This is a genomic window from Streptomyces sp. NPDC001153 (assembly GCF_053598315.1).
Map to the genome: position 1 here is coordinate 1 of NZ_JBSFJZ010000037.1, position 22,641 is coordinate 22,641.

The window sequence follows — 22,641 nt, forward strand, 5'->3', positions numbered from 1 at the left end:
CTCTCCCCCGCCCCCCCCCCCCCCCCGGGGGGGGGGGGGGGGGGCGCCGCCCCCCCCCCCCCCCCCCCCGCTGCCGTCTGTGCGGGGTCGTGTGCGGGGCATCCGTGGGCGTCTGCCGGTCCGCTTGTGGGCTCGGCCACGTGGTGAGTCTTCTCTCTCATGGTGCGAAGAGTCACAAAGGGCGCCTTAGGGAGCGTTCGGGGTGCGGAAGGTGTGGGTCCGCCGTGTAGGGTCCGTGGGCCGAGAGCCATGGAAGGGACCAATCCGGTGAACAAGAAGCTCGCGGCCGCACTGTCCGGCGGTGCGGTACTGGTGGCGGCGCTGTCGGGATGCACCAGCAGCGGCGGCGGTGACAAGGGCCCCGACCCCAAGCTGGTCGCCTGGGCCAAGTCGGTGTGCGACGCGGTGCCCGCGCAGGACGCGAAGATCAAGGCGGCGAACGCGGCGATCAGCACGACGGCCGCCGACACCGCAAAGCCCGAGACCCTCCAGAAGACGGACTCGCAGGCCTTCCAGGACATGGCCGACGGCTACAAGGCGATCGCCACCGCCGTCAGCAGCGCGGGCGCGCCTCCCGGTGTCCAGGACGGCGCCGAGCGGCTCCAGGGCGTCGTGAAGAGCTTCAACGGGCTCTCCGCCTCCTACGCCGGCCTGAAGAAGCAGGTCGACGCGCTGAACACCAAGGACCAGGCCAAGTTCGCCTCGGGTCTGCACGACATCGCGGTGCAGATGACGGACCTGGAGAAGCAGCACAAGAGCGGCACCGACGCGCTGGAGAAGCTCCAGCAGGGCGATGTCAAGAACGCCATCGCCCAGCAGGCCAGCTGCAAGAAGGTCGCGGCCACGGCTTCCTCCTCGTCCTCGCCGTCGGCGGGCTGACCGGTCGCTTGTACGGCGGACCGCCGACCGCCGGTGACGGCCGAGGACTGACGGGCAGTGCTTACGGCGCCCGGTCGGCGGGCCCGGCCGGGGCCGTACCGGTGAGGCGTGCTGAGGCCGCCTACGGAACGTGCCGCGGGCCACAATGGGGGGCGTGACTGACTCCGGACCCGCTTCCCTGCCCGCTTCCGACCGGCCCGACATCGCCGCGCGCCTGCGTGACGCGCTGCTGGCCGCCTCCTTCACCGCCGACGGGCTGCTGGACCTGCTCGGCGCCCCCGCGTACGCGGCGCTGGCCCGCAGCGAGACCGTGCCCGCGCTGAGGGCGACCCGTGGCGACACGCCGCTGGAGACGCTCGTACGGCTCTTCCTGCTCCAGCAGCCGGTGCCGCACGCGCGCGTGGCGGCCGTTCTGCCGGCCGAGGAGGCGCTGGAGGCCGGGTGGCTCACGCGCGTGGGCGGCGACGAGGTGGCCGCCACCGTGGACGTACGGCCCTACGGCGGTCCCGGGGGCGAGGACTGGTTCATCGTCTCCGACCTGGGCTGCGCGGTCGGCGGAGCCGGCGGGATCGGGCAGCGCGACGAGGGCGTCGTACTCGGCGTCGGCGGTGCCTCCACGACCCTCGCCGGCATCACCGTCCGTACGCCGGTGGCGTCCGCCCTGGACCTCGGCACCGGCTCCGGCATCCAGGCGCTGCACGCCGCCCAGCACGCCACGCGCGTGACGGCCACCGACCTCAACCCGCGCGCCCTGCACATCACCGCGCTCACGCTCGCGCTCTCCGCCGCCCCCTCCGCCGACCTGCGCGAGGGTTCGCTGTTCGAACCGGTCCGGGACGACGAGACCTTCGACCTGATCGTCTCCAACCCGCCCTTCGTCATCTCGCCCGGCGCTCGCCTCACGTACCGGGACGGTGGCATGGGCGGGGACGATCTGTGCCGCTCGCTCGTTCAGCAGGCGGGGGAACGGCTGAACGAGGGCGGGTTCGCGCAGTTCCTCGCCAACTGGCAGCACGTAGCGGGGGAGGACTGGCAGGACAGACTCAGGTCGTGGGTGCCGCGCGGGTGCGATGCCTGGATCGTGCAGCGCGAGGTACAGGACGTCACGCAGTACGCCGAGCTGTGGCTGAGGGACGCCGGTGACCACCGCGGGGACGCGGCGCAGTACCAGGCGCGGTACGACGCCTGGCTCGACGAGTTCGAGGCGCGCAAGGTCAGGGCGGTCGGCTTCGGCTGGATCACTCTGCGCCGGACGGGTTCCGCCGAGCCCGTCGTCACGGTGGAGGAGTGGCCACACCCGGTCGAGCAGCCCCTCGGGGACACGATCCGGGCGCACTTCGAGCGCCTCGACTATCTCCGGGAGCACGACGACGCGGCGCTCCTCGACAGCCACTTCAAGCTCGCCGCGGAGGTGGTCCAGGAGCAGGTCGGGCTGCCCGGTGCCGAGGACCCGGAGCATGTGGTGCTGCGCCAGCACCGCGGGATGCGCCGGGCCACGAAGGTGGACACGGTCGGCGCCGGGTTCGCGGGCGTCTGCGACGGCACGCTGAGCGCGGGCCGCATCCTGGACGCCATCGCCCAGCTCATGGACGAGGACCCGGTGGTGCTCCGGGACCGGACGCCCGCGCAGATCCGCCTGCTGGTGGAGCAGGGCTTCCTCGACCCGGCGCACTGAGCCGACCGGGCACGGCGGCGGGGCTACGGCGGCCGGTCCGGCGCGCGGCGGGGTACCGCGGCCGGTCCGGCACAGACAGGGGTACGGCGGCCGGTCCGGCGTGCCGTGGGCCAGGGCGGCTTGGGTCGCCTGAGGTATGCCCGGTACCGGTGGGGTCGTAGCCGTCCCCCGTTGCCCCGGTGGGCCGCGTCCGGATCATCGTCGTATGCCGAGGGCACGGACCGGTGTGCGGCCCGGTGCCGACCGGCGGCGGGTGCCGTGACGCGCCGATGCCGGGAAAACGGCCGGAAAAATATGGGCGTGGCGGCCGCCCACGCCCTGTTCGACCGTGTGTTCGATGTCACGTCGACTTCTCGTTCACCCCGATGTTGCCCGGCCGTCTCCTGTCCGCCTCCCGCGCGTGCCAGTGTCCCGGCGCGGGCGGAGCCGGACGGCACGGAAGAGGTGGGTGGGGGATGGAGAGCGGGCCGGCGATCTTCGCGGGAATGGTGTTCGCCCTGTTCGGAGGCGCCCTGCTCGCCTGGACCGGCACCCGCCTCAGGCGCCGTGAGCCGGTCGCCCACGGTGTGAACCAGGTCGCATCGGCGGCCCTTGCGAGCGTGGCCGGGACGGTCGCGCTGGCCCTCGGCGTCTACTGCCTGACCCGCCTCTGACGTCGGCAGGTGCGCTGGGAAGGAGTGGCGCAGGAGTAAGGGGAGCGTCACGCTCCGGACATGCCTCGAGTGGGTACTCGGTAGTCCGGGCGGCAGGAATGGCGGTAGTCGGGTTACCGTTCGAGTGGCCGTTGTGGGCTTTTCCCGTTTGACACGGGGGCGGGATGTACCGTCACACTCCGCAGCGTCACACGTGCCAGCAGTACGCCGCGACCCCGGGACCAAAGGCCTGGGGAGGCCCCAGCGTCGACCGGAGAGAAGAGCGAAGTTGTCCCCGACCAGCGAGACCGCACAGGGCGGCCGCCGACTCGTCATCGTCGAGTCGCCTGCCAAGGCGAAGACGATCAAGGGCTACCTCGGCCCCGGCTACGTCGTCGAAGCGAGCGTCGGGCACATCCGCGACCTCCCCAACGGCGCCGCGGAGGTGCCCGAGAAGTACACCGGCGAGGTCCGCCGCCTCGGTGTGGACGTCGACCATGACTTCCAGCCGATCTATGTGATCAACGCCGACAAGAAGGCACAGGTCAAGAAGCTCAAGGACCTGCTGAAGGACTCCGACGAGCTCTTCCTCGCCACCGATGAGGACCGGGAGGGCGAGGCGATCGCCTGGCACCTCCAGGAGGTCCTCAAGCCGAAGATCCCGGTCAAGCGGATGGTCTTCCACGAGATCACCAAGGACGCGATCCGCGAGGCCGTCGCCAACCCGCGCCAGCTCAACCAGAAGCTGGTCGACGCCCAGGAGACCCGCCGCATCCTCGACCGCCTCTACGGCTACGAGGTCTCGCCGGTCCTGTGGAAGAAGGTCATGCCCCGGCTGTCCGCCGGCCGTGTCCAGTCCGTCGCCACCCGTCTCGTCGTCGAGCGGGAACGTGAGCGCATCGCTTTCCGTTCCGCCGAGTACTGGGACCTGACGGGCACCTTCGCGACCGGCCGCGCGGGCGATCCGTCGGACCCGTCGTCGCTGGTCGCCCGCCTGCAGACCGTCGACGGCAGGCGGATCGCGCAGGGCCGCGACTTCGACTCCCTGGGACAGCTCAAGGGCGAGAACACCCTCCACCTCGACGAGGCGACCGCCCGGGCCCTGGCCGCCGCACTGGAGAACACCCGCTTCTCCGTGCGCTCCGTCGAGTCCAAGCCGTACCGCCGCTCGCCGTACGCCCCGTTCCGTACGACGACGCTGCAGCAGGAGGCCAGCCGCAAGCTCGGCTTCGGCGCGAAGGCCACCATGCAGGTCGCGCAGAAGCTGTACGAGAACGGCTACATCACGTACATGCGTACGGACTCCACGACGCTGAGCGACACCGCGATCGCGGCCGCCCGCGCCCAGGTCACGCAGCTGTACGGCGCCGACTACCTGCCCCCGCAGCCGCGTACCTACGCCGCCAAGGTCAAGAACGCGCAGGAGGCCCACGAGGCGATCCGCCCCTCGGGTGATCGTTTCCGCACTCCCGCCGAGACCGGCCTGACCGGCGACCAGTTCAAGCTCTACGAGCTGATCTGGAAGCGGACCGTCGCCTCCCAGATGAAGGACGCGACCGGTAACTCCGTGACCGTGAAGATCGGCGGCACCGCCGCCGACGGCCGGGACGTCGAGTTCAGCGCCTCCGGCAAGACGATCACCTTCCACGGCTTCCTGAAGGCCTACGTCGAGGGTGCCGACGACCCGAACGCCGAGCTGGACGACCGCGAGCGCCGGCTGCCGCAGGTCGCCGAGGGTGACGCGCTGTCCGCCGAGGAGATCACGGTCGACGGCCACGCCACCAAGCCCCCGGCCCGCTACACCGAGGCCTCCCTGGTCAAGGAGCTGGAAGAGCGCGAGATCGGCCGCCCGTCGACGTACGCGTCGATCATCGGCACCATCCTCGACCGCGGGTACGTCTTCAAGAAGGGCACGGCCCTGGTGCCGTCCTTCCTGTCCTTCGCTGTGGTGAACCTCCTGGAGAAGCACTTCGGGCGGCTCGTCGACTACGGTTTCACCGCCAAGATGGAGGACGACCTCGACCGCATCGCGGCCGGCGAGGCCAAGGCCGTGCCGTGGCTGAAGCGGTTCTACTTCGGCGAGACCCTCTCTGACAGCGGCGCCGCCGCGGGCGGCCACGGCACCGCGGCCGATGCGGGCAACGGCGACGGGGACCACCTCGGCGGTCTCAAGGAGCTGGTGACCGACCTGGGCGCGATCGACGCGCGCGAGGTGTCGTCGTTCCCGGTGGGCAACGACATCGTGCTCCGCGTCGGCCGCTACGGCCCGTACATCGAGCGCGGCGAGAAGGACACCGAGCAGCACCAGCGCGCGGACGTCCCGGACGACCTGGCGCCGGACGAGCTGTCCGTCGAGCTGGCCGAGGAGCTGCTGGCCAAGCCCAGCGGCGACTTCGAGCTGGGCACCGACCCGGCCACGGGCCACCAGATCGTCGCCAAGGCCGGCCGGTACGGCCCCTACGTCACGGAGATCCTCCCCGAGGGCACCCCGAAGACCGGCAAGAACGCGGTCAAGCCGCGCACGGCCTCGCTCTTCAAGTCGATGTCGCTCGACACGGTCACGCTCGACGACGCGCTGAAGCTGATGTCGCTACCGCGTGTCGTCGGCACCGACGCCGAGGGCCAGGAGATCACCGCGCAGAACGGCCGCTACGGGCCGTACCTGAAGAAGGGCACGGACTCGCGCTCGCTGCAGTCCGAGGACCAGCTCTTCACGATCACGCTGGAGGAGGCGCTGGCGATCTACGCCCAGCCCAAGCAGCGTGGCCGGGCTGCCGCCAAGCCGCCGCTGAAGGAGCTGGGCGCCGACCCGGTCTCCGGCAAGCCGGTCGTGGTCAAGGACGGCCGCTTCGGTCCGTACGTCACCGACGGCGAGACCAACGCGACCCTGCGCTCCGGCGACAGCGTCGAGACGATCACCCCGGAGCGCGGCTTCGAGCTGCTCGCCGAGAAGCGTGCGAAGGCGCCCGCCAAGAAGACCGCGAAGAAGGCCCCGGCCAAGAAGGCGGCCCCGGCGAAGAAGACCGCCGCCAAGAAGACGGCGGCGAAGAAGACGACCGCGGCCGCGAAGAAGACCACGGCGAAGAAGACGACCGCCAAGAAGGCGACCGCTTCCAAGGCCACGTCGTCCGGCGCGGAGGACTGACGCCTCCGGCGGGCCGCCGCCGGCGGGCCGCCGCCGGCGCCTCCTCGGCTTCGCTATGCGAACGCCCCGGCATCACTTTGATGTCGGGGCGTGCCCATGCCAGGAGAGGCGGGGTGTGGTGTCGGTGGCTGCCGATAGGCTGAACGCATGACGCGAGCCGAGCAGCCAACGGCCCCCACCACAGCCCCGGACGACGCCCTGGTCGCGGACTCCCGCGAGCGCGCCGTCCGTTCCCTGCTGCGCCGACCGCAGCTGAGGCGCCTGTGGAGCGCACAGCTGGTGAGCGGTGTCGGCGACACCCTCGCCCTCCTCGTCCTGGTCGTCCTCGCCCTCCAGGCGGCGATCGTCCAGGGCGCGTTCGGCGGTGGATACCGGGGTGTGGCGTTCGCAGTGGCGATGGTCTTCGCCGCGCGCGTCCTCGCCGCCCTGCTGTTCGGCGCGGTCCTCCTCGGCCCGCTGACCACGCTCACCGCCCAGGAGGGCCCGCTCGACCGCCGCTGGACCATGGTCGGCGCCGACGGCGTGCGCGCCGCGCTGCTGATCGTCGCGCCCCTGTGGATCGACTGGACCCCGGACAACGCGCTGGCCGTCCTGCTGGTCACCGCCTTCGTCACCGGCGTCGCCGAGCGCCTGTGGACGGTGTGCCGGGAGAGCGCGGCACCGGCCCTGCTGCCCGGCCCGCCCCCGGAGGGCGCCACCGTACGGCCGCTGCCCGACCACATGGACGCCCTGCGCCGCCTCTCGCTGCGCACCAGCTTCCTGGCCGTGCCGCTGGCGGCCGCCGCGCTGGTCGTGGCCGGCCTGCTCAACAACCTGCTGGGCACCGGCGTGGCCTGGTTCGACCAGCATCACGCGGCCCTCGCCTCGTATGTGGCGGCCGGCCTGTTCGCCGCCTCCCTGTCCGTGCTGACCTTCCTGGAGCTGCCCGAGGTCCGCACCCCCCGCGCACGCTCCCCGCTGGAGGGCCTGCGCCGCCCGCGCACCGGCACCGGTGTCGACAAGGGCCGTACGGGCGCGATCCCGCTGCTCGTCCCGGCCTGCGCAGCCGTGGCCGGGGCCATCGCGGCGGCCGTCTCGGTGTGCGTGCTGCACGCCACCGACCTGGGCGGTGGCCCGGTCCTGTACGGCCTGCTGGTGCTGGGCCTGACCGGCGGTGTCGCCGTCGGCATCCGTACGGCGCCCGCGCTGCTGCCCTCGCTCTCGCGCCGCCGGCTGCTCGCCCTCGCGATCGCCTTCACCGGCATCGCCCTGCTGGCCGCCGGGCTGGTCCCGGACGTCACCACGGTGCTGCTGATCGTCACGCTGGCCGGCGTCACCGCGGGCGTGGCCGCGAACACCGGGCACGCCCTGCTCGACCAGGAGACCGAGGACTACCGCCGGTCGCGCGTCACCGGGCACCTGCACGCGGTCGTCCGGGTCTTCATAGCGCTCGGAGCCCTGATCGCGCCCGTGGTCGCCGGGCTCATCGGCCGGCACCGGCTGGAGAACGGCAAGTTCGTCTTCGCGCACGGCGGCGCCTCCTTCACGCTGATGCTGGTCGGCGCGCTGCTGCTGCCGGTCGCGGCCCTGGTGCTCGCCAAGGTCGACGACCGCTCCGGCATCCCGCTGCGCCAGGACCTCAAGGACGCGCTGCTCGGCGGCGACGACCCGGTCGAGGCACCGGCGGCGGGCGGCTTCTTCATCGCCCTGGAGGGCGGCGACGGCGCTGGCAAGTCCACCCAGGCCGAGGCCCTCGCCGAGTGGATCCGGGCCAAGGGCCACGAGGTCGTGCTCACCCGCGAGCCGGGGGCCACGCCCGTCGGCAAGCGGCTGCGCTCGATCCTGCTGGACGTGTCCTCGGCGGGCCTGTCGCACCGCGCGGAGGCGCTGCTGTACGCCGCCGACCGGGCCGAGCACGTCGACACCGTCGTACGGCCCGCCCTGGAGCGCGGCGCGGTGGTCATCTCCGACCGCTACATCGACTCGTCCGTCGCCTACCAGGGCGCCGGCCGCGATCTGTCCCCGACCGAGATCGCCCGCATCAACCGCTGGGCGACCAACGGGCTCGTCCCGCACCTCACCGTCCTGCTGGACGTCTCCCCGGAGACCGCCCGCGAGCGGTTCACCGAGGCGCCGGACCGGCTGGAGTCGGAGCCGGCGGAGTTCCACGCGCGCGTGCGGTCCGGTTTCCTCACGCTGGCCGCCGCCGATCCCGGCCGCTACCTGGTCGTGGACGCCGGTCAGGAGCCCGAGGCGGTCACCACGGTGATCCGGCACCGGCTCGACACCGTGCTCCCCCTGTCCGAGGCCGAGATCCAGGCACAGGAGGAGGCGCGGAGGAAGGCCGAGGAGGAGGCCCGCCGCAAGGCCGAGGAAGAGGCCGCGCGCAAGGCCGAGGAGGAGCGCCTGGAGCGCGAGCGCCAGGAGGAGCTGGCCCGGCTGCGCGCCGAGGAGGAGGAGCGCAAGCGCCGCGAGCTGGAGGAGGCGCAGCGCCGCGAGGCCGAACGGCAGGCCGAGGAGGCCCGGCAGCGGGCGGCGGAGGCCGCCCGGCGCGCTGAGGAGGAGCGGCAGCGCCTCCTCGCCGAGGAGAAGGCCCGCGCCGAGGAGGAGGCTCGCCGCAGGGCCGAGGAGGAGCGGCGCCGCAGGCAGGCCGAGGAGGAGGCCCGGCTGCGTGCGGAAGAGGAGGCGCGCCGTCTGGAGAAGCAGCGCAAGGCCGAGGAGGCGCTGCTGCGAGCCGAGGAGGCCCGTCGGCAGGCGGCCGAGGCAGCGGCGGCGGCCGACACGGCGGCCCGCCGGTCCGGCACGCCCCTGCCGGCCGCGCCGGGCCCGGTCCCGGACGCGGTGACGGTTCCCACCCCGGTGGTGTCGCCCGATCAGGGCGAGCCGGGCACGCGCGGGGCGGGCACGGACGAGACGACGGTGCTGCGTCCGGTGCGCGAGGAGCGGGGCGGCTCCGCCGAGCACGCCCGGGACGCCGCCGCCTCCGACGTCCCCCACCCGGACGCCGAGGTGACCGCAGAACTGCCGCAGCCTCCGGCGGCCCCGGGCGCGGCCGACGAGACGGCGGTGCTGCCCCAGGTGCCGGGCGCGGCGGACGAGACGGCGGTGCTGCCGCCCGTTCCGGGTGCGGCCGACGAGACGGCCGTACTGCCGCCCGTACGGGGTGACGACCCGGCGGACCGGATGCCGTCCGGCTTCTTCCGGGACGAGCGGCCCGCCGCGGGCCCCGACGGCTCCGAGGACCGTACGCGCGAGATGCCGCAGATCGACGCCGACGGCACCCTGCGTCGCCGGCCGCGTCCCGACTGGGCCGAGGAGACCCCGCTGGACGACCTGCCGTCGCTGGCGGACGAACTGCTGGGGTCGTACGACGAGCGGGAGCACGGCGACCACGACGAGGAGCAGGACCGCAGGGGACGCGGCCAGGGCCGGCGCGGCTGACGGCCGGTACCGCCGGGTGCGGCGAAGTAAGTACAGGGGCGGCGCGGGTCGTACACCGACCGGTGCCGCCCTCGCCGTTCCCACCGGCCGTCGAGGCGCACGCGGACCGCGTTGTCAGTGCCCACCCGCACAATGGACTCCAGTACGCGGAGAGTGACGGAAGGGCGGCGTGACCCATGACCGTATGGGACGACCTCGTCGGGCAGGAGAAGGTGAGCGCGGTGCTCGACGCGGCCGCGCGGGACGCCGACGCCCTCGTCACGGCCGCCGCGGCCGACGAGCCGCTGCCCGAGGCGTCGAAGATGACGCACGCCTGGCTGTTCACGGGCCCGCCCGGAGCGGGCCGGAACCAGGCGGCCAGGGCCTTCGCCGCGGCCCTGCAGTGCGTCAGCCCCGACCGCGCCCTCGGCGGAACCCCCGGCTGCGGCTTCTGCGACGGCTGCCACACCGCGCTGCTCGGCACCCATGCGGACGTCACCACGGTGGCCGCCGTCGGCTCCGAGATCCTGGTGAGGGACATGCGGGACACGGTCCGCAAGTCGTTCACCGCCCCGGCGAACGGCCGCTGGCAGATCATCCTGGTCGAGGACGCCGAGCGGCTGAACGAGAAGTCGGCCAACGCCGTCCTCAAGGCGGTGGAGGAGCCCGCCCCCCGCACGGTCTGGCTGCTGTGCGCCCCCTCCATCGAGGACGTCCTGCCGACGATCCGCTCCCGCTGCCGCCACCTGAACCTGCGCACGCCGTCCGTGGACGCGGTCGCCGACACGCTCGTACGGCGCGACGGCATCGAACCCGAGGTCGCCGCGGCCGCCGCCCGCGCCACCCAGGGTCATGTCGACCGCGCCCGGCGCCTGGCCACCGACCCGGCGGCCCGCGAGCGCCGCGCGGCCGTCCTCAAGCTGCCCCTGCGCCTCGACGAGGTCGGTGCCTGCCTCAAGGCCGCCCAGGAGCTGGTCGACGCGGCCGCCGAGGACGCCAAGCAGCTCGCCGAGGAGATGGACGGCAAGGAGACCGAGGAGCTGAAGGCGGCCCTGGGCGCGGCCCAGGGCGGCCGGCTGCCGCGCGGCACGGCGGGCGTGATGAAGGACCTCGAGGACATGCAGAAGCGCCGCAGAACCCGGACGCAGCGCGACAGCCTGGACGTCGCCCTCGGCGACCTCACCGCCTTCTACCGCGACGTCCTCGCGCTCCAGCTCGGCTCCCGCGTGGCGATCGCCAACGGCGACGCCGGGGACGCCCTGGAGCGGCTTGCGCGCGGCAGCACCCCGGAATCCACCCTGCGCCGCATCGAGGCGATCGCCGCGTGCCGCGAGGCCCTCGACCGCAACGTGGCCCCGCTGCTGGCGGTGGAGGCGATGACGATGGCGCTGCGGGCGGGCTGAGCACTGCTCGCGGGCTGAACACCGAAGCGGGAGGCCGACCGACGATGCCACAGGTAAGAAGCCGCCGCCGTTGTCCCTCGTACGAGGCCACAATGCCCACGCATCGCATCGGAGGCGTCGCACAGCGTTACGCTCGCCTGATGCACACCAGGCCATCCCTCCGCCGGAACCCGGGCGTCCGCCCCCGGACGACGGCTCGCCTCACGGCCGCGCTGTTCACGGCCGCCGCCCTGCTCGTGTCCGCCTGCTCCTCCGGGAGCTCCACCACGTCGGCGGGCGGTGGGGCGGACACGGTGCTGGCCGCGCTGCCGCGTGCGACGCCGTCGGCGCTGTCGTCGTACTACTCCCAGCGGCTGCGCTGGCACGGCTGCGGGGTCTCCGGTTTCCAGTGCGCGACGATGACGGCCCCGCTGGACTACGCCGACCCCGGTGCGGGCGACGTCAAGCTGGCCGTGGCCCGCAAGCTCGCCACCGGCAAGGGCAGGCCGCTCGGTTCGCTGCTGGTCAACCCGGGCGGCCCCGGCGGCTCGGCGGTGAACTACTTGCAGACCTACGCGGGCATCGGCTACCCGGCCGACGTCCGTGCCCGCTACGACATGGTCGCGGTGGACCCGAGGGGCGTGGCCGGCAGCGAGCCCGTGGAGTGCCTCGACGGCCGCCAGATGGACGCGTACACGCAGACGGACCTGACGCCCGACGACCAGCAGGAGCGGAACGCGCTGGTCGCGGCGGACACGAAGTTCGCGGCGAGCTGCGGGGCGCACTCGGCGCGGCTGCTGCGGCACGTGTCCACCGTCGAGGCGGCGCGCGACATGGACATCCTGCGGGCGGCACTGGGTGATCCGAAACTGAACTACGTAGGGGCGTCGTACGGGACGTTCCTCGGCGCGACATACGCGGGCCTGTTCCCGCACCGGGTCGGCCGGATGGTCCTGGACGGCGCGATGGATCCGTCCCTGGACGCCCGGCAGATGAACCTCGACCAGACGGCCGGCTTCGAGACGGCCTTCCAGGCGTTCGCGACGGACTGCGTACGGCACTCCGACTGCTCGCTCGGCAGCAGGGGCACGACGCCGGCTCAGGTCGGCGACCACCTCAGGGCGTTCTTCCGGAAGCTGGACGCGCACCCCATCCCGGCGGGCGACGCGGACGGCCGCAAGCTCGGCGAGGCGCTGGCCACGACCGGGGTGATCGCGGCGATGTACGACCAGGGCACGTGGGAGCAGCTGCGCGAGGCGCTGGCCTCGGCGATGAGGCACAACGACGGTGCGGGCCTGCTCGCGCTCTCCGACACGTACTACGAACGGGGCGCCGGCGGCCACTACAGCAACCTGATGATGGCCAACGCGGCCGTGAACTGCCTGGACCTGCCGTCGGCCTTCACCGGCCCCGAGCAGGTCGAGCAGGCGCTGCCCGCCTTCGAGAAGGCATCCCCGGTCTTCGGCGACGGCCTGGCCTGGGCCTCGCTGAACTGCGCGTACTGGCCGGTGAAGGCCACGGGTGAGCCGCATCGCATCGAGGCGAAGGGCGCGGCGCCGATCGTGGTCGTCGGCACCACCCGCGACCCCGCGACCCCCTACCACTGGGCCCAGTCCCTGGCCCACCAGCTCTCCTCGGGCCGCCTCCTGACGTACGTCGGCGACGGCCACACCGCCTACGGCCGCGGCAGCACCTGCATCGACACGGCGATCAACACCTACCTGCTCGGCGGCCCCCCGCCGGCCACGGGAAAGCGCTGCTCATAGCCACTGTGCCCCGCCCCGGACTCCTCACCTCCGGGGCGTGGTCGGAGCACCCCCGGAAACTGTGTAGACTTACCGACGTTGCCGATCGCACCATAGTGCGGACGGCGCGCCGCCTTAGCTCAGATGGCCAGAGCAACGCACTCGTAATGCGTAGGTCTCGGGTTCGAATCCCGAAGGCGGCTCCACTGGGACCCCAGGTCAGATATTCGCTGATCTGGGGTTTTGTCTTGCTTCCTCCGCCTCCGCCTCGGCCTTCCGCTGGAGCGGGACCGGCTTCGCGGTGGCTTCGGCGGCGCTCTTGCCGACGTGGGGGAGGACGCTCTGGTAGATGTCCCGCGTGATTGGGGTATCGCTGTGCCCGAGGGTGTCCGACACGATCTTGATGTCGATGGCGGCCGCGAGCATGAGGGTTGCGGTGCCGTGGCGGAGGTCGTGCAGCCGGATCGGCGGGAGGCCGGAGGCTGCGACGAGCCGCTCGAACAGATCCCCCCGCCGGGCGGCCCGCCCGATACTTGAGCGCGTGCCCACGTAGTCGCCGCACGCAGGTGCCGAGCAGCCGAACGATCGTCAACCCGGTTTGTGGACACCGCAGTTGACTGCGACCATCCCCCCATGGACTCGCGAGTGGTCGGAACGCCAGAGGTGGACGGCACCGAACAGGTGGCCGTTGTGATCGATGTGATGCGAGCGTTCACCTCCGCCGCATGGGCTTTCCACCGCGGGGCGGACAAGATCGTTCTGGCTGCCGACGAGGACGAGGCGCTGGCGATCAAGGGGCGTCACCCGGGCTGGCTTGCGCTCAAGGACGGGGCGCCCGTCAGCGGGTTCGACCTGGCCAACTCCCCTGGCCTGATCCGGGAGGCCGATTTGACCGGCCGCACCGTGATTCAGAAGACCACTGCGGGAACGGTCGGGGCCCTGGCGGTTGTCGAGGCGAAATTGGCGCTGTGCGCCAGTTTCGTCGTGGCCGGCCCGACGGCCCGGGCCCTGGCGGATGCCGGAGCCGACTCGGTGACGTTCGTGGCCACCGGCGAGGACGGCCGTGCCACCGAGGACCTGGCCTGTGCCGAGTACCTGGACCGGCTCCTGACCGGAGAGCGTCTCGACCCCGGCCCCTATCTGCACCGCGCCCGCACCTCCTCGGCCGCGGACGACCTGCGCCGTGGGCGACGCCGCGGTGCTCACCCCGCCGATGTGAAGTTGTGTCTGGAGGTCGACCGGTTCGACTTCGCCATGAAGGTCGGGCTCGAGGAGGGGATGGCAGTGCTGCGGCCGTTCCGGACTCGACCAGATGCGGTGTCCGCCGTACACCGCGCACGGTGATCGACGACCCGTTCCCGCCTCGCGCCGACGCGAGGTGGGGGTGAGAGGGCGCCGACCTGCGTGCCCGTTTGATCCGTTTCTCGGCGCTGTATTCCGTCTGGCTGGTCATGGTGCGGAAGATTCCCACCGGTGCGGAGCGTCCAAGGCATTTCTGTTCGTTGCCAGGCTGTCCCTCGTCCCGTGCCTGCTGCTGCCCGGTACGGCTGGCGCCTCCGACGCCCAACTGGCCCAGTACGGGTTCCCGCACCACCGAAGAGGAACGAAGGGGCCTGGAAGGCCGCCATGAAGGCCGCCGAGCACGGCAGCACCGACACCACCGCCTGGACCTGCGCCGGCAACCCTCGGCGACCCCAACGACTGGTCCGACGACCCGTGCTACATCATTGACATCCTAGGGCGGATCGTGACAGTCGGCCTGGAGACCTTGAAGATCGTGGACGGACCGAGCGTCAGGCCGGCGATGCCGACAAGTCTCCGGCCAGGCAAAGCCCGACCGGGCATGATCACGGATCACTGCCCGTCGCCGGCTCCACTCACCAACGCCCGGACAAAACCCCAGCAAAGGGGCCGCAAAGTGAATCGGGGTCGGGTGAACCCGCAGACCTGAGGCAACATCTTGGTGAACGGTGGGCACCCAGCGGTCAGGGCGCGGTGCCGCCGTCGGCCGGATGGGGTGAGGGACGTGGTGGAGCCGAGGATCGCCGTAGCCGTGGTGACCATGGGCAACCGGCCCGCCGAGGTCGACGCCCTGCTGGAGTCCGTGGCCAAGCAGGACCTCGCCCCCGCCCGCATCGTGATCGTCGGCAACGGCTGCCGACTGCCCGAGTTCGCCCGCCGGCTCTCCCTGCCCGGCGAGGTCACCACCATCGACGTGGAGGAGAACCTCGGCTGCCCGGGCGGCCGGAACGTCGCCCTCGCCCGCCTGCGGGAGTACGGCGACGTCGACGTCGTCGTGGAACTGGACGACGACGGCCTGCTCGTCGACGCCGACGTCCTGCGGCGCGTACGGGACCTGTACGCCGCCGACCCGCGCCTCGGCATCGTCGGCTTCCGCATCGCCGACGAGCACGGCGAGACCCAGCAGCGGCACGTGCCCCGCGTGGGCAAGTCCGATCCGATGCACGGGGGTTACGTCACCGGCTTCCTCGGCGGCGGGCACGCCCTGCGCATGGCGATGCTGGCCGAGACGGGGGACTGGCCCGCCGAGTTCTTCTTCGCGCACGAGGAGACCGACCTCGCGTGGCGCGCCGCCGACGCCGGCTGGAAGATCCTCTACGCCCCCGAACTGCTGCTCCAGCACCCCAAGACCTCACCGGCCCGGCACGCCATCTACTACCGCGTCAACGCCCGCAACCGCGTCTGGCTCGTCCGGCGCCGGCTGCCGTTGCCGCTGATCCCCGTACACCTCGGGGTGTGGACGCTGCTCACTCTCGCCCGCACGCGGTCCCCGGCGGGGCTGAAGGCGTGGTTCGGCGGTTTCGTGGAAGGACTGCGGAAACCGGCCGGCGAGCGCCGGCCCATGCGCTGGCGGACGGTGTGGCGGCTCACCCGGCTGGGACGTCCGCCGGTGATCTGAGCGCGGGGCGCCCGGCGGTGGGTTGAGGTGAGGGGCCGCTGTCGCTGGGGCGCGGCGGCCTTGACGCTGGGCTGGGCTCGGGGCCTTCGGCAGGGTTCTGGGGCCAGGAGCCTTCGTCGGTGGGCTGGGCTCGGGATCCCTGGCATGGATCTTGGGCTCGGAGCCTCGCCGGTGGCTGTGGCTGGGCCTTCGGCAGGGAACCGGCTCGGGCCTTCGTCGGTGGGCTGGGGCTCGGCCTTCGGTAGGGACACGGAGCTCCGGGCTTTCGCCGGCCGCCTGTCGCGCGGACCCTCGTCGCCAACCCTGGTGGGGCGTCTCGGCAGTGGTGCCGATGGGGATCCGGAGGATCCGGGGGGCGGGTGCCTCCGTCGATCGCGGGGGCCTCCGTCGATCGCCGGGGGCTGGGCCCGGGACCTTCGGCAGGGGCACGGGGCTCGCTCGCGGCTTTCGTCGGTGGCTGAGGCTGGGGCGCCTTCGCCGGTGGGCCGATGTGCGGGGCCTCGTCGCCAACCCTGGTGGGGCGTCTCGGCAGTGGTGCCGATGGGGGTCCGGAGGATCTGGGGGCGCGGGTGCCTCCGCTGATCGCCTGGCCGGTGCGGGACGGGGCTGGGGCAGGGAACGGGACGGGGCCCCGGGCGTTCACCTCCGCCGACCGGGGCCCCTTGCGTCCCCGGACCCGGCCTACGGCGACACTCCCCCGAGTTACGCGACATACGCGCGCGCCGTCGGGCCAGATCCGATGGAAATGATCACATCAGGATTCACCAACGGATCGCTAACATGTGGCCAACGGTTCGTCGGCAGGTGACGGACCCGTTGGCCGGAACTCGCCGACAGTAACCGAAACCGGCCCTCGGACAGGCCGTTCCGAGGCCGGTCCCGTCGGCAGGAGGTGGCGGGAAACCGTTGTGGACAGGGCGGAATTCCGCCAGGGAGCGGCGGGCTGAGGCCCGTGGTGCAGCGCGGTCGACCCCGACCGCGCAGGAAGACAGTGGAGCGGCGTGATGCGGCGGTGCGAGCTGCGGTTCGGACTGCTGGGACCGCCGGTCCTGTACGACCGACAGCCGTTCGGGATCTCGTACGACATCCCCGATGCCCTTCCGGGCAACTCTCCTCACGACGGCACCGATACCGACAACGGCGTCCGCGCCATCGGCAGCCCCAAGGTGCGTACGCTGCTGGCCGCTCTGCTGCTGGAGCCGGGCCGGGTCGTGTCGGTGGAGTCGCTCAAGGACGCCCTGTGGGGCGGGGCGCCGCCCGTCTCCGCGCAGGCGTCCCTGCACAATCACGTCACCCGGCTGCGCCGGCTCCTGGACGACCCGGACCGGCTCAGGGCCGTACCGCCGGGATACCTGCTGCGCGTCGATCAGGGCGAGTTGGACGTGCACGTCTTCGACGCCCGGGTCGCCGCGGCGCGTGCCGCGCATGCCCGGCGGGACTGGCCCGGCGTCGTACGGGCCTGCACGGCCGCACTCGCACTCTGGCGCGGCACCCCGCTCAGCGGGCTCCCCGCCGATCTCGGCGGTTATGCCCTGGTGCAGCGCCTGGAGGAGGCCCGGCTGCTCCTGCTGGAGTGGCGCTACGACGCCGGACTCGCCCTGGGCGGCGCACGGTTGGCCGGGATCGTCCCGGAGCTCGCGGCGCTGGTCGCCGAGTATCCGCTGCGCGAGGCGTACCACCGTCAGCTCATGCTCGCCCTGCACCGTACCGGCCGTCAGGCCGAGGCCCTCGCCGTCCACCGTGATCTGCGTGCCCGCCTCATCGAGGAACTCGGCATCGAACCCGGCCCGGCGGTCCGCGAGGCCCATGTCGAGGTGTTGCGGGGGAGTGGCGAGGAACGGCAGGGCGCCGAGGGGGAGCGCGACGGTCGTCGGCGGGGCGCGGAGGGCGACCACCGCCAACAGCCTGCGGGCGGTGGCCGATTGGAGGGCGCCGCCGAGGAGGAGGCCGAAACGCCGGCCCCGGACGAGGACGGTCTCGCACCGGGCACCCGGCCGACCCCGCGTCCCGCCCAACTCCCGCCGCCGCCGGCCCATTTCACCGGTCGCATCGACGCCCGCCGTGAACTGCGGCGCGCGCTCACCGAGCCGCCCGCCCCGGCTCCGGCCGTCGCCGTGATCAGCGGCATGGCGGGCGTCGGCAAGAGCGCGCTCGCGCTGGCCGTCGCGCATGAGCTGCGGGAACGTTTCACCGATGGGCAGCTGTACGTCAACCTGCACGGTGCCACCCCCGGCATGGCCCCGCTCGGCTCCGCCCAGGCGCTGGCCGCGCTGCTCCGGGACCTGGGCGCCGAGCCCCGCAGCATCCCCGAACACCCGGACGCGGCAGCCGCGTTGCTCCGCTCGCTGCTCGCCCCCGCCCGCGTCCTGCTGGTGCTGGACGACGCGGCGAACGCCGCCCAGGTACGACCCCTGCTGCCGGCCGGGCCCGGCTGCGCGGTGATCGTCACCAGCCGTTCGCCGCTGACCGCCCTCGACGGCGCCCGTCGTTTCCCGCTCGCCCCGCTGACCGGCGAGGACAGCGCGGCACTGCTGCGCGCGGTGAGCGGACGCGAGGGGCTGCACGCCGGTCACCCGCTGGTCGAGCTGACCGGCCGGCTTCCGCTGGCGCTGCGCGTCGTGGCCGCCCGGCTCGCCGCCCGCCGCGCCCTCACCCCGGATGTGCTGGCGGGCCAACTGGCCGAGACCGGTGGGCGCTTGCGCCATCTCGAGTACGACGACCTGAGCGTCCGGCGTTCCCTGGCCGTCGCCCACGACGCGCTCGCCGCAGCCGAACGCGAGGCGGACCGGGACGCGGCTCTCGCGCTGCGCCGCATCGGCGCGCTGGACCTGCCGACCTACGGCGCCCCGCTGATCGCCCGCCTCACCGGCACCGACGCGCGGCGCGCCGAGGCAGCCCTGGACCGCCTGGTCGACGTCGCCCTCCTGGAGGAGACCGCCTACGGCCGCTACGCCCCGCACGACCTGGTCCGCGACTTCGCCCGCGAACTGACGGACACGGGGAAGGACCCCGGCACGGGGGCGCCGAGCGCCCTTCCGGAGACGGACAGGGACTCGGAGGCCGAGCAGCGCCCTGGTCCGCGGCAGGAGGCCGCTCCCCGGAGTGGCCTCGCCGCCGCTCCCGTCCCCGACCTGGTTGCCCTGCGCTGGTACGCCGCCGTGGCCGAACGGCTGCTGGAGGCGATCGTGGAACCCGGGATCGACCAGGAGGACCGGCGCCGGCCCACCTCGGCGCAGCCGCCGGAGCACGCGGCCGACGTGGCCGCGCTGGCGTCCTTCGAGTCCGCCGAGCAGGCCTTCGGCTGGGGCGAGGTGGAGCTGGAGAACGTCGTCGCCCTGGTGTCACGCAACGCGGGCACGTCCGAACCGCGCCGGGCCGCGCACCTCTCGACGCTCGCACGGCTGCTCTTCCCCTACGTCCAGCGCGGCGGCCTGGTCGCCGAGATGGAGGTGCTGGGGCGGGCCGCGCTCGGGGCGGCGCGGCGGCTCGGGGACGCGGCGGCCGAGGCGTACGCCCTCGGCGACCTGGCGGCCCTGCACTTCCTGACCGGCCGCCAGAAGGACGCCCTCGCCCTCACCGACCAGTCCCTGGAGATCTGGCGGCGGCTCGGTGCCGTCTCCAGGATCCGGCGCTCCCTGAACAACCGGGGCCTGCTGCTGGAGGGGCTCGGGCGGTTCGAGGAGTCCGGGGAGGCGCTGCGGCAGAGCCTCGCGTACTCGCGCCGGCTGAACGACCCCTACGGAGAGGCCGTCACCCACAGCCATCTCGGCAACCTCTACGAGCACACCGACCCGCGTGCCGCGATCGAGCAGCACCGGCGCTCGCTGGCGATCGGTGACGCGATCGGCGCGGTCATCGTGCAGCACTCGGCACACTGCAACATCGGCTACGCCCATCTCACCCTCGGCGAACCGGCCGCCGCGGCGGAGCACTTCGAGGAGAGCCTGCGCATCCTCGGCGGCCACGGCGACTGGCACGGCGAGTCCCAGACCCGGCTCGGCCTGGTCCGCGCGCTGCGGCAGCTGGGGGAGACCGGACGGGCGGGCCGCGAGTGCGCCGAGCTGCTGCGCCGGGCCGACGCCCGCGCCGACCGCTACATGGGCGGCCTCGCCCGGCACCAGCACGGGCTGCTGCTGAGCGCGCGCGGGCGGGCGGCGGAGGCGTACGACGCCTGGCGCGCGGCGCTCGCGGCGCTGGACGGCACCGACGAGCAGGCGGTCGTGTCGGAGCTGCGGGAGCTTCTCGCGGAGTGACCGAAGGAGTCGGGAGCAGCCCTGGACGAGTGACCGAAGTGCGCTCGGGCGGCGCTCACTTGGCGTCGGCATAGCACTCCACCACCGCTGTCGTGAACGGGAACCGCACCGGTGTCTCGCCGAAGGTCAGCCGGCCGGCGAGGTCGGCGGAGGCGCGGATGGCCTGGGCGACCGTCTCGGCCTCCTCGGCGGGGCAGTGCACGATCACCTCGTCGTGCTGGAAGAACACCAGCTCCGCCCTGAGGTCCGCGCAGGCCCGGCGGAGCCCGGCGAGCATCAGCAGGGCCCAGTCGGCTGCGCTGCCCTGGACGACGAAGTTCCGCGCGAAGCGGCCCCGCGCCCGGGAGTTGCTGGAGGCGTAGCCGGGGACCCAGGCGGTCTGGCCGTCGGCCTGCGTCTCGGTGTCGTCGTCGGCGATCGGGATGCCCGCCTCTCCCGCCGTGTCCTCGCCGGCACCGGCGGCCGGCGGGCAGGTCCGGCCCAGCCAGGTGCGCACGAGCCGGCCCTCCTCGCCCGCGCGGGCCGCCTCGTCGACGTAGGCGACGGCCTTAGGGAAGCGGCGGCGCAGGGCGGCCAGGTTCTTCAGACCGTCGCCCGAGGTCTGGCCGTAGATCGCGCCCAGGACGGCGACCTTGGCCTGGTCGCGGTCACCGGAGAAGGCGCGGTCGGACACGGACTGGTAGAGGTCGCTCTCGCGGCCGGCGACCTCCATCAGGCCGGGGTCGCGGGAGATGGCGGCGAGCACGCGCGGCTCCATCTGGTCGGCGTCGGCCACCACCAGCCGCCAGCCGGGATCGGCGACCACGGCCCGGCGGATCACCCTGGGGATCTGCAGCCCGCCTCCGCCGTTGGTCACCCAGCGTCCGGTGACCGTGCCGCCGGCGAGGAACTCGGGGCGGAAGCGGCCGTCGCGAACCCAGTCCTGCAGCCAGGACCAGCCGTGTGCCACCCAGATGCGGTACAGCTTCTTGTACTCCAGCAGGGGTCCGACGGCCGGGTGGTCGAGGGACTGGATCTCCCATCGGCGGGTGGACTTCACCTTGATCCCCGCCTGGGCGAAGGCCTTGATCACGTCGGCGGGCAGGTCGGGGCGGACGCGGCGGCCGAAAGCGGCGGAGACCTCGTCGGCCAGCTCGGCGAGGCGGCGCGGTTCGCCGCCGCCCGCGTACCGCTCGCCCAGCAGGTCGTGCAGCAGGCGGCGGTGGACCTCGGCGCTCCACGGCAGGCCCGCGTGGTTCATCTCGGCGGCCACCAGCATGCCGGCCGACTCGGCGGCGGTCAGCAGGCGCATCCGGTCGGGGTGGGCGGTCCGCTCGTGCCGCCGCAGCTGCTCGGCGTAGACCGCGAGGAGGTCGGTCAGGGGCAGGCGGGTGCCCGTGGGCTCGAACAGCGGGGACTGGGCGCCCGGTTCGGCCGAGCGCTGGGGCGGGTCGGGCGGTACGGGGCCGCCGCGGAGGCGGGCCAGGGCGGCGGCGGCCGAGCGTGGCTCGCCGTACCGGCCCTCGTGACCCAGCAGGAGTGTCTCGGCGTCCTCGATGTCGTAGCACCGCTCCACTCGCACCCCCGTGGCGAGCAGACGCGGGTAGACCTCGGGGGTGGACCGCCACACCCAGCGCGTCACCTCCGGGCGGCTCCGCACCGCCTGGGCGAGATCGCTCTCCCGCCGCACCGGCCCGGTGGGCAGGCCGTCCGGGCCGAGGGGGGCGACGTCCACGCCCGTGTCCTCGGCCGGTGCGAGCGCCCACCGGTCGGTCATGACTGCGAGTGTGGCAGCCGGGTCTGACAATCGCCCTGACCTGCGGTTTCAGTCCTGTGAGGCGGTCGGGTCGTCCGTCCCGGCGGCCGCCGCCTTCGTCTGCTCCAGCAGCAGCGACAGCACCTCGGCCAGGTGCTCCTCCGTCGCGGCCTTGGTGATACCGAGGCCGCTCAGGACGCCCTGGCCGTTCTCCTGCTCCAGGAGCGCCAGCAGGATGTGCTCGGTGCCGATGTAGTTGTGGCCGAGCCGGAGGGCCTCGCGGAAGGTGAGTTCCAGTGCCTTCTTGGCGTCGGGGCCGTAGGGGACGAGGTCGGGAGCGTCGTCCGCGGCGGGCGGGAGCGCGGCGGTCGCGGCCTGCCGCACGGCGTCCAGCGGGACGCCCTGCGCGGTGATCGCCTTCGCGGCGATGCCCTCGGGCTCGGCCAGCAGTCCGAGGACCAGGTGCTCGGGGCGGCCCTCGGGGTTGCGGGCGGCCACCGCCTCGTTGTGCGCGGCGATGACCACGTTCCGCGCGCGCGGGGTGTAGCGGCTGAAGTCGCCGGCGTCGAGTTCGGCGGACTCCTTCGGTACGAACCGCTTCTGCGCCGCCTGCCGGGTGACGCCCATGCTCCGGCCGATCTCGGTCCAGGACGCGCCGGAGCGCCGGGCCTGGTCGACGAAGTGACCGATCAGATGGTCGGCCACGTCACCGAGGTGGTCGGCGGCGATCACCGCGTCCTGGAGCTGTTCGAGGGGCTGGTGGTGGGCCTTCTTGATGGCCTCGATGAGGTCGTCGAGGCGTACGGATGCCGTGATGTTCGGGTTGGTCGCCATGCGTCAACCGTAGGTTGCGCCCCTCTGACTGTCAACCGATGG

12 protein-coding genes, 1 tRNA gene and 1 pseudogene are annotated in these 22,641 nt (G+C 73.2%); 11 read left to right on the forward strand and 3 right to left on the reverse strand.

Annotated elements, in window-relative coordinates; all coding sequences use genetic code 11:
- The first annotated feature begins 249 nt into the window (after nucleotides 1-249).
- From ACWDEN_RS34065 to ACWDEN_RS34100, 8 genes are all read left to right on the forward strand, one after another.
- Nucleotides 250-879 carry a small secreted protein gene (locus ACWDEN_RS34065; protein WP_351611196.1) on the forward strand — a complete coding sequence of 210 codons (630 nt, stop codon included), beginning with the start codon at nucleotides 250-252 and terminating at the stop codon, nucleotides 877-879.
- A gap of 154 nt (nucleotides 880-1,033) precedes the next feature.
- Nucleotides 1,034-2,554, forward strand: coding sequence for a DUF7059 domain-containing protein (locus ACWDEN_RS34070; protein WP_450861735.1), 1,521 nt, complete (start codon nucleotides 1,034-1,036; stop codon nucleotides 2,552-2,554).
- A 455-nt stretch (nucleotides 2,555-3,009) separates the two neighbouring features.
- Nucleotides 3,010-3,207 (forward strand): hypothetical protein, encoded by a 198-nt coding sequence (locus tag ACWDEN_RS34075; protein WP_351611202.1) that lies wholly within the window; start codon nucleotides 3,010-3,012, stop codon nucleotides 3,205-3,207.
- A gap of 268 nt (nucleotides 3,208-3,475) precedes the next feature.
- Nucleotides 3,476-6,331: a type I DNA topoisomerase gene (gene topA / locus ACWDEN_RS34080; protein WP_450861736.1), complete on the forward strand. Its 2,856-nt coding sequence runs from the start codon at nucleotides 3,476-3,478 to the stop codon at nucleotides 6,329-6,331.
- 147 nt (nucleotides 6,332-6,478) lie between these two features.
- Nucleotides 6,479-9,751 (forward strand): dTMP kinase, encoded by a 3,273-nt coding sequence (gene tmk, locus ACWDEN_RS34085; protein WP_351611208.1) that lies wholly within the window; start codon nucleotides 6,479-6,481, stop codon nucleotides 9,749-9,751.
- Nucleotides 9,752-9,927: 176 nt separating this feature from the next.
- Nucleotides 9,928-11,133 carry a DNA polymerase III subunit delta' gene (locus tag ACWDEN_RS34090; protein WP_351611211.1) on the forward strand — a complete coding sequence of 402 codons (1,206 nt, stop codon included), beginning with the start codon at nucleotides 9,928-9,930 and terminating at the stop codon, nucleotides 11,131-11,133.
- 140 nt (nucleotides 11,134-11,273) lie between these two features.
- Complete coding sequence (locus tag ACWDEN_RS34095; protein ID WP_351611214.1) at nucleotides 11,274-12,878, forward strand: alpha/beta hydrolase; 1,605 nt, start codon at nucleotides 11,274-11,276, stop codon at nucleotides 12,876-12,878.
- Nucleotides 12,879-12,986: 108 nt separating this feature from the next.
- Nucleotides 12,987-13,063, forward strand: a tRNA-Thr gene (locus ACWDEN_RS34100).
- Nucleotides 13,064-13,076: 13 nt separating this feature from the next.
- Here the strand turns inward: ACWDEN_RS34100 and ACWDEN_RS34105 are convergent.
- Nucleotides 13,077-13,364 (reverse strand): annotated as a pseudogene (locus tag ACWDEN_RS34105) (tyrosine-type recombinase/integrase); the annotation flags it as partial.
- Between the two features lie 126 nt (nucleotides 13,365-13,490).
- Between ACWDEN_RS34105 and ACWDEN_RS34110 the strand changes: the two are divergent.
- The 3 genes from ACWDEN_RS34110 (at nucleotide 13,491) to ACWDEN_RS34120 (ending at nucleotide 20,030) form a co-directional block, all read left to right on the forward strand.
- The gene (locus ACWDEN_RS34110) at nucleotides 13,491-14,201 is read left to right on the forward strand and encodes a 2-phosphosulfolactate phosphatase (RefSeq protein ID WP_450861738.1); all 711 of its coding nucleotides are present in this window, start codon (nucleotides 13,491-13,493) and stop codon (nucleotides 14,199-14,201) included.
- A gap of 682 nt (nucleotides 14,202-14,883) precedes the next feature.
- Nucleotides 14,884-15,777 (forward strand): glycosyltransferase family 2 protein, encoded by an 894-nt coding sequence (locus ACWDEN_RS34115; protein WP_351611220.1) that lies wholly within the window; start codon nucleotides 14,884-14,886, stop codon nucleotides 15,775-15,777.
- 1,004 nt (nucleotides 15,778-16,781) lie between these two features.
- Entirely contained in the window at nucleotides 16,782-20,030 is a 3,249-nt protein-coding gene (locus ACWDEN_RS34120; RefSeq protein WP_351611223.1) for an AfsR/SARP family transcriptional regulator, read from the forward strand.
- Between the two features lie 55 nt (nucleotides 20,031-20,085).
- Here ACWDEN_RS34120 and ACWDEN_RS34125 read toward each other — a convergent pair whose 3' ends face one another.
- Both ACWDEN_RS34125 and ACWDEN_RS34130 read right to left on the reverse strand, forming a co-directional pair.
- On the reverse strand, nucleotides 20,086-21,786 hold the full coding sequence (locus tag ACWDEN_RS34125) for a bifunctional 3'-5' exonuclease/DNA polymerase (RefSeq protein ID WP_351611225.1): 1,701 nt from the start codon (nucleotides 21,784-21,786) through the stop codon (nucleotides 20,086-20,088).
- A 48-nt stretch (nucleotides 21,787-21,834) separates the two neighbouring features.
- On the reverse strand, nucleotides 21,835-22,599 hold the full coding sequence (locus ACWDEN_RS34130; protein WP_351611227.1) for a Clp protease N-terminal domain-containing protein: 765 nt from the start codon (nucleotides 22,597-22,599) through the stop codon (nucleotides 21,835-21,837).
- Between the last annotated feature and the right edge of the window lie 42 nt (nucleotides 22,600-22,641).

Bases quoted from the DNA above. Each gene is read 5' to 3' on its own strand.
- ACWDEN_RS34065 (WP_351611196.1), top strand. From the start codon at position 250: ATGGAAGGGACCAATCCGGTGAACAAGAAGCTCGCGGCCGCACTGTCC.
- ACWDEN_RS34075 (WP_351611202.1), top strand. From the start codon at position 3,010: ATGGAGAGCGGGCCGGCGATCTTCGCGGGAATGGTGTTCGCCCTGTTC.
- tmk (WP_351611208.1), top strand. From the start codon at position 6,479: ATGACGCGAGCCGAGCAGCCAACGGCCCCCACCACAGCCCCGGACGAC.
- ACWDEN_RS34090 (WP_351611211.1), top strand. From the start codon at position 9,928: ATGACCGTATGGGACGACCTCGTCGGGCAGGAGAAGGTGAGCGCGGTG.
- ACWDEN_RS34095 (WP_351611214.1), top strand. From the start codon at position 11,274: ATGCACACCAGGCCATCCCTCCGCCGGAACCCGGGCGTCCGCCCCCGG.
- ACWDEN_RS34110 (WP_450861738.1), top strand. From the start codon at position 13,491: ATGGACTCGCGAGTGGTCGGAACGCCAGAGGTGGACGGCACCGAACAG.
- ACWDEN_RS34120 (WP_351611223.1), top strand. From the start codon at position 16,782: ATGCGGCGGTGCGAGCTGCGGTTCGGACTGCTGGGACCGCCGGTCCTG.
- ACWDEN_RS34125 (WP_351611225.1), bottom strand. From the start codon at position 21,786: ATGACCGACCGGTGGGCGCTCGCACCGGCCGAGGACACGGGCGTGGAC.
- ACWDEN_RS34130 (WP_351611227.1), bottom strand. From the start codon at position 22,599: ATGGCGACCAACCCGAACATCACGGCATCCGTACGCCTCGACGACCTC.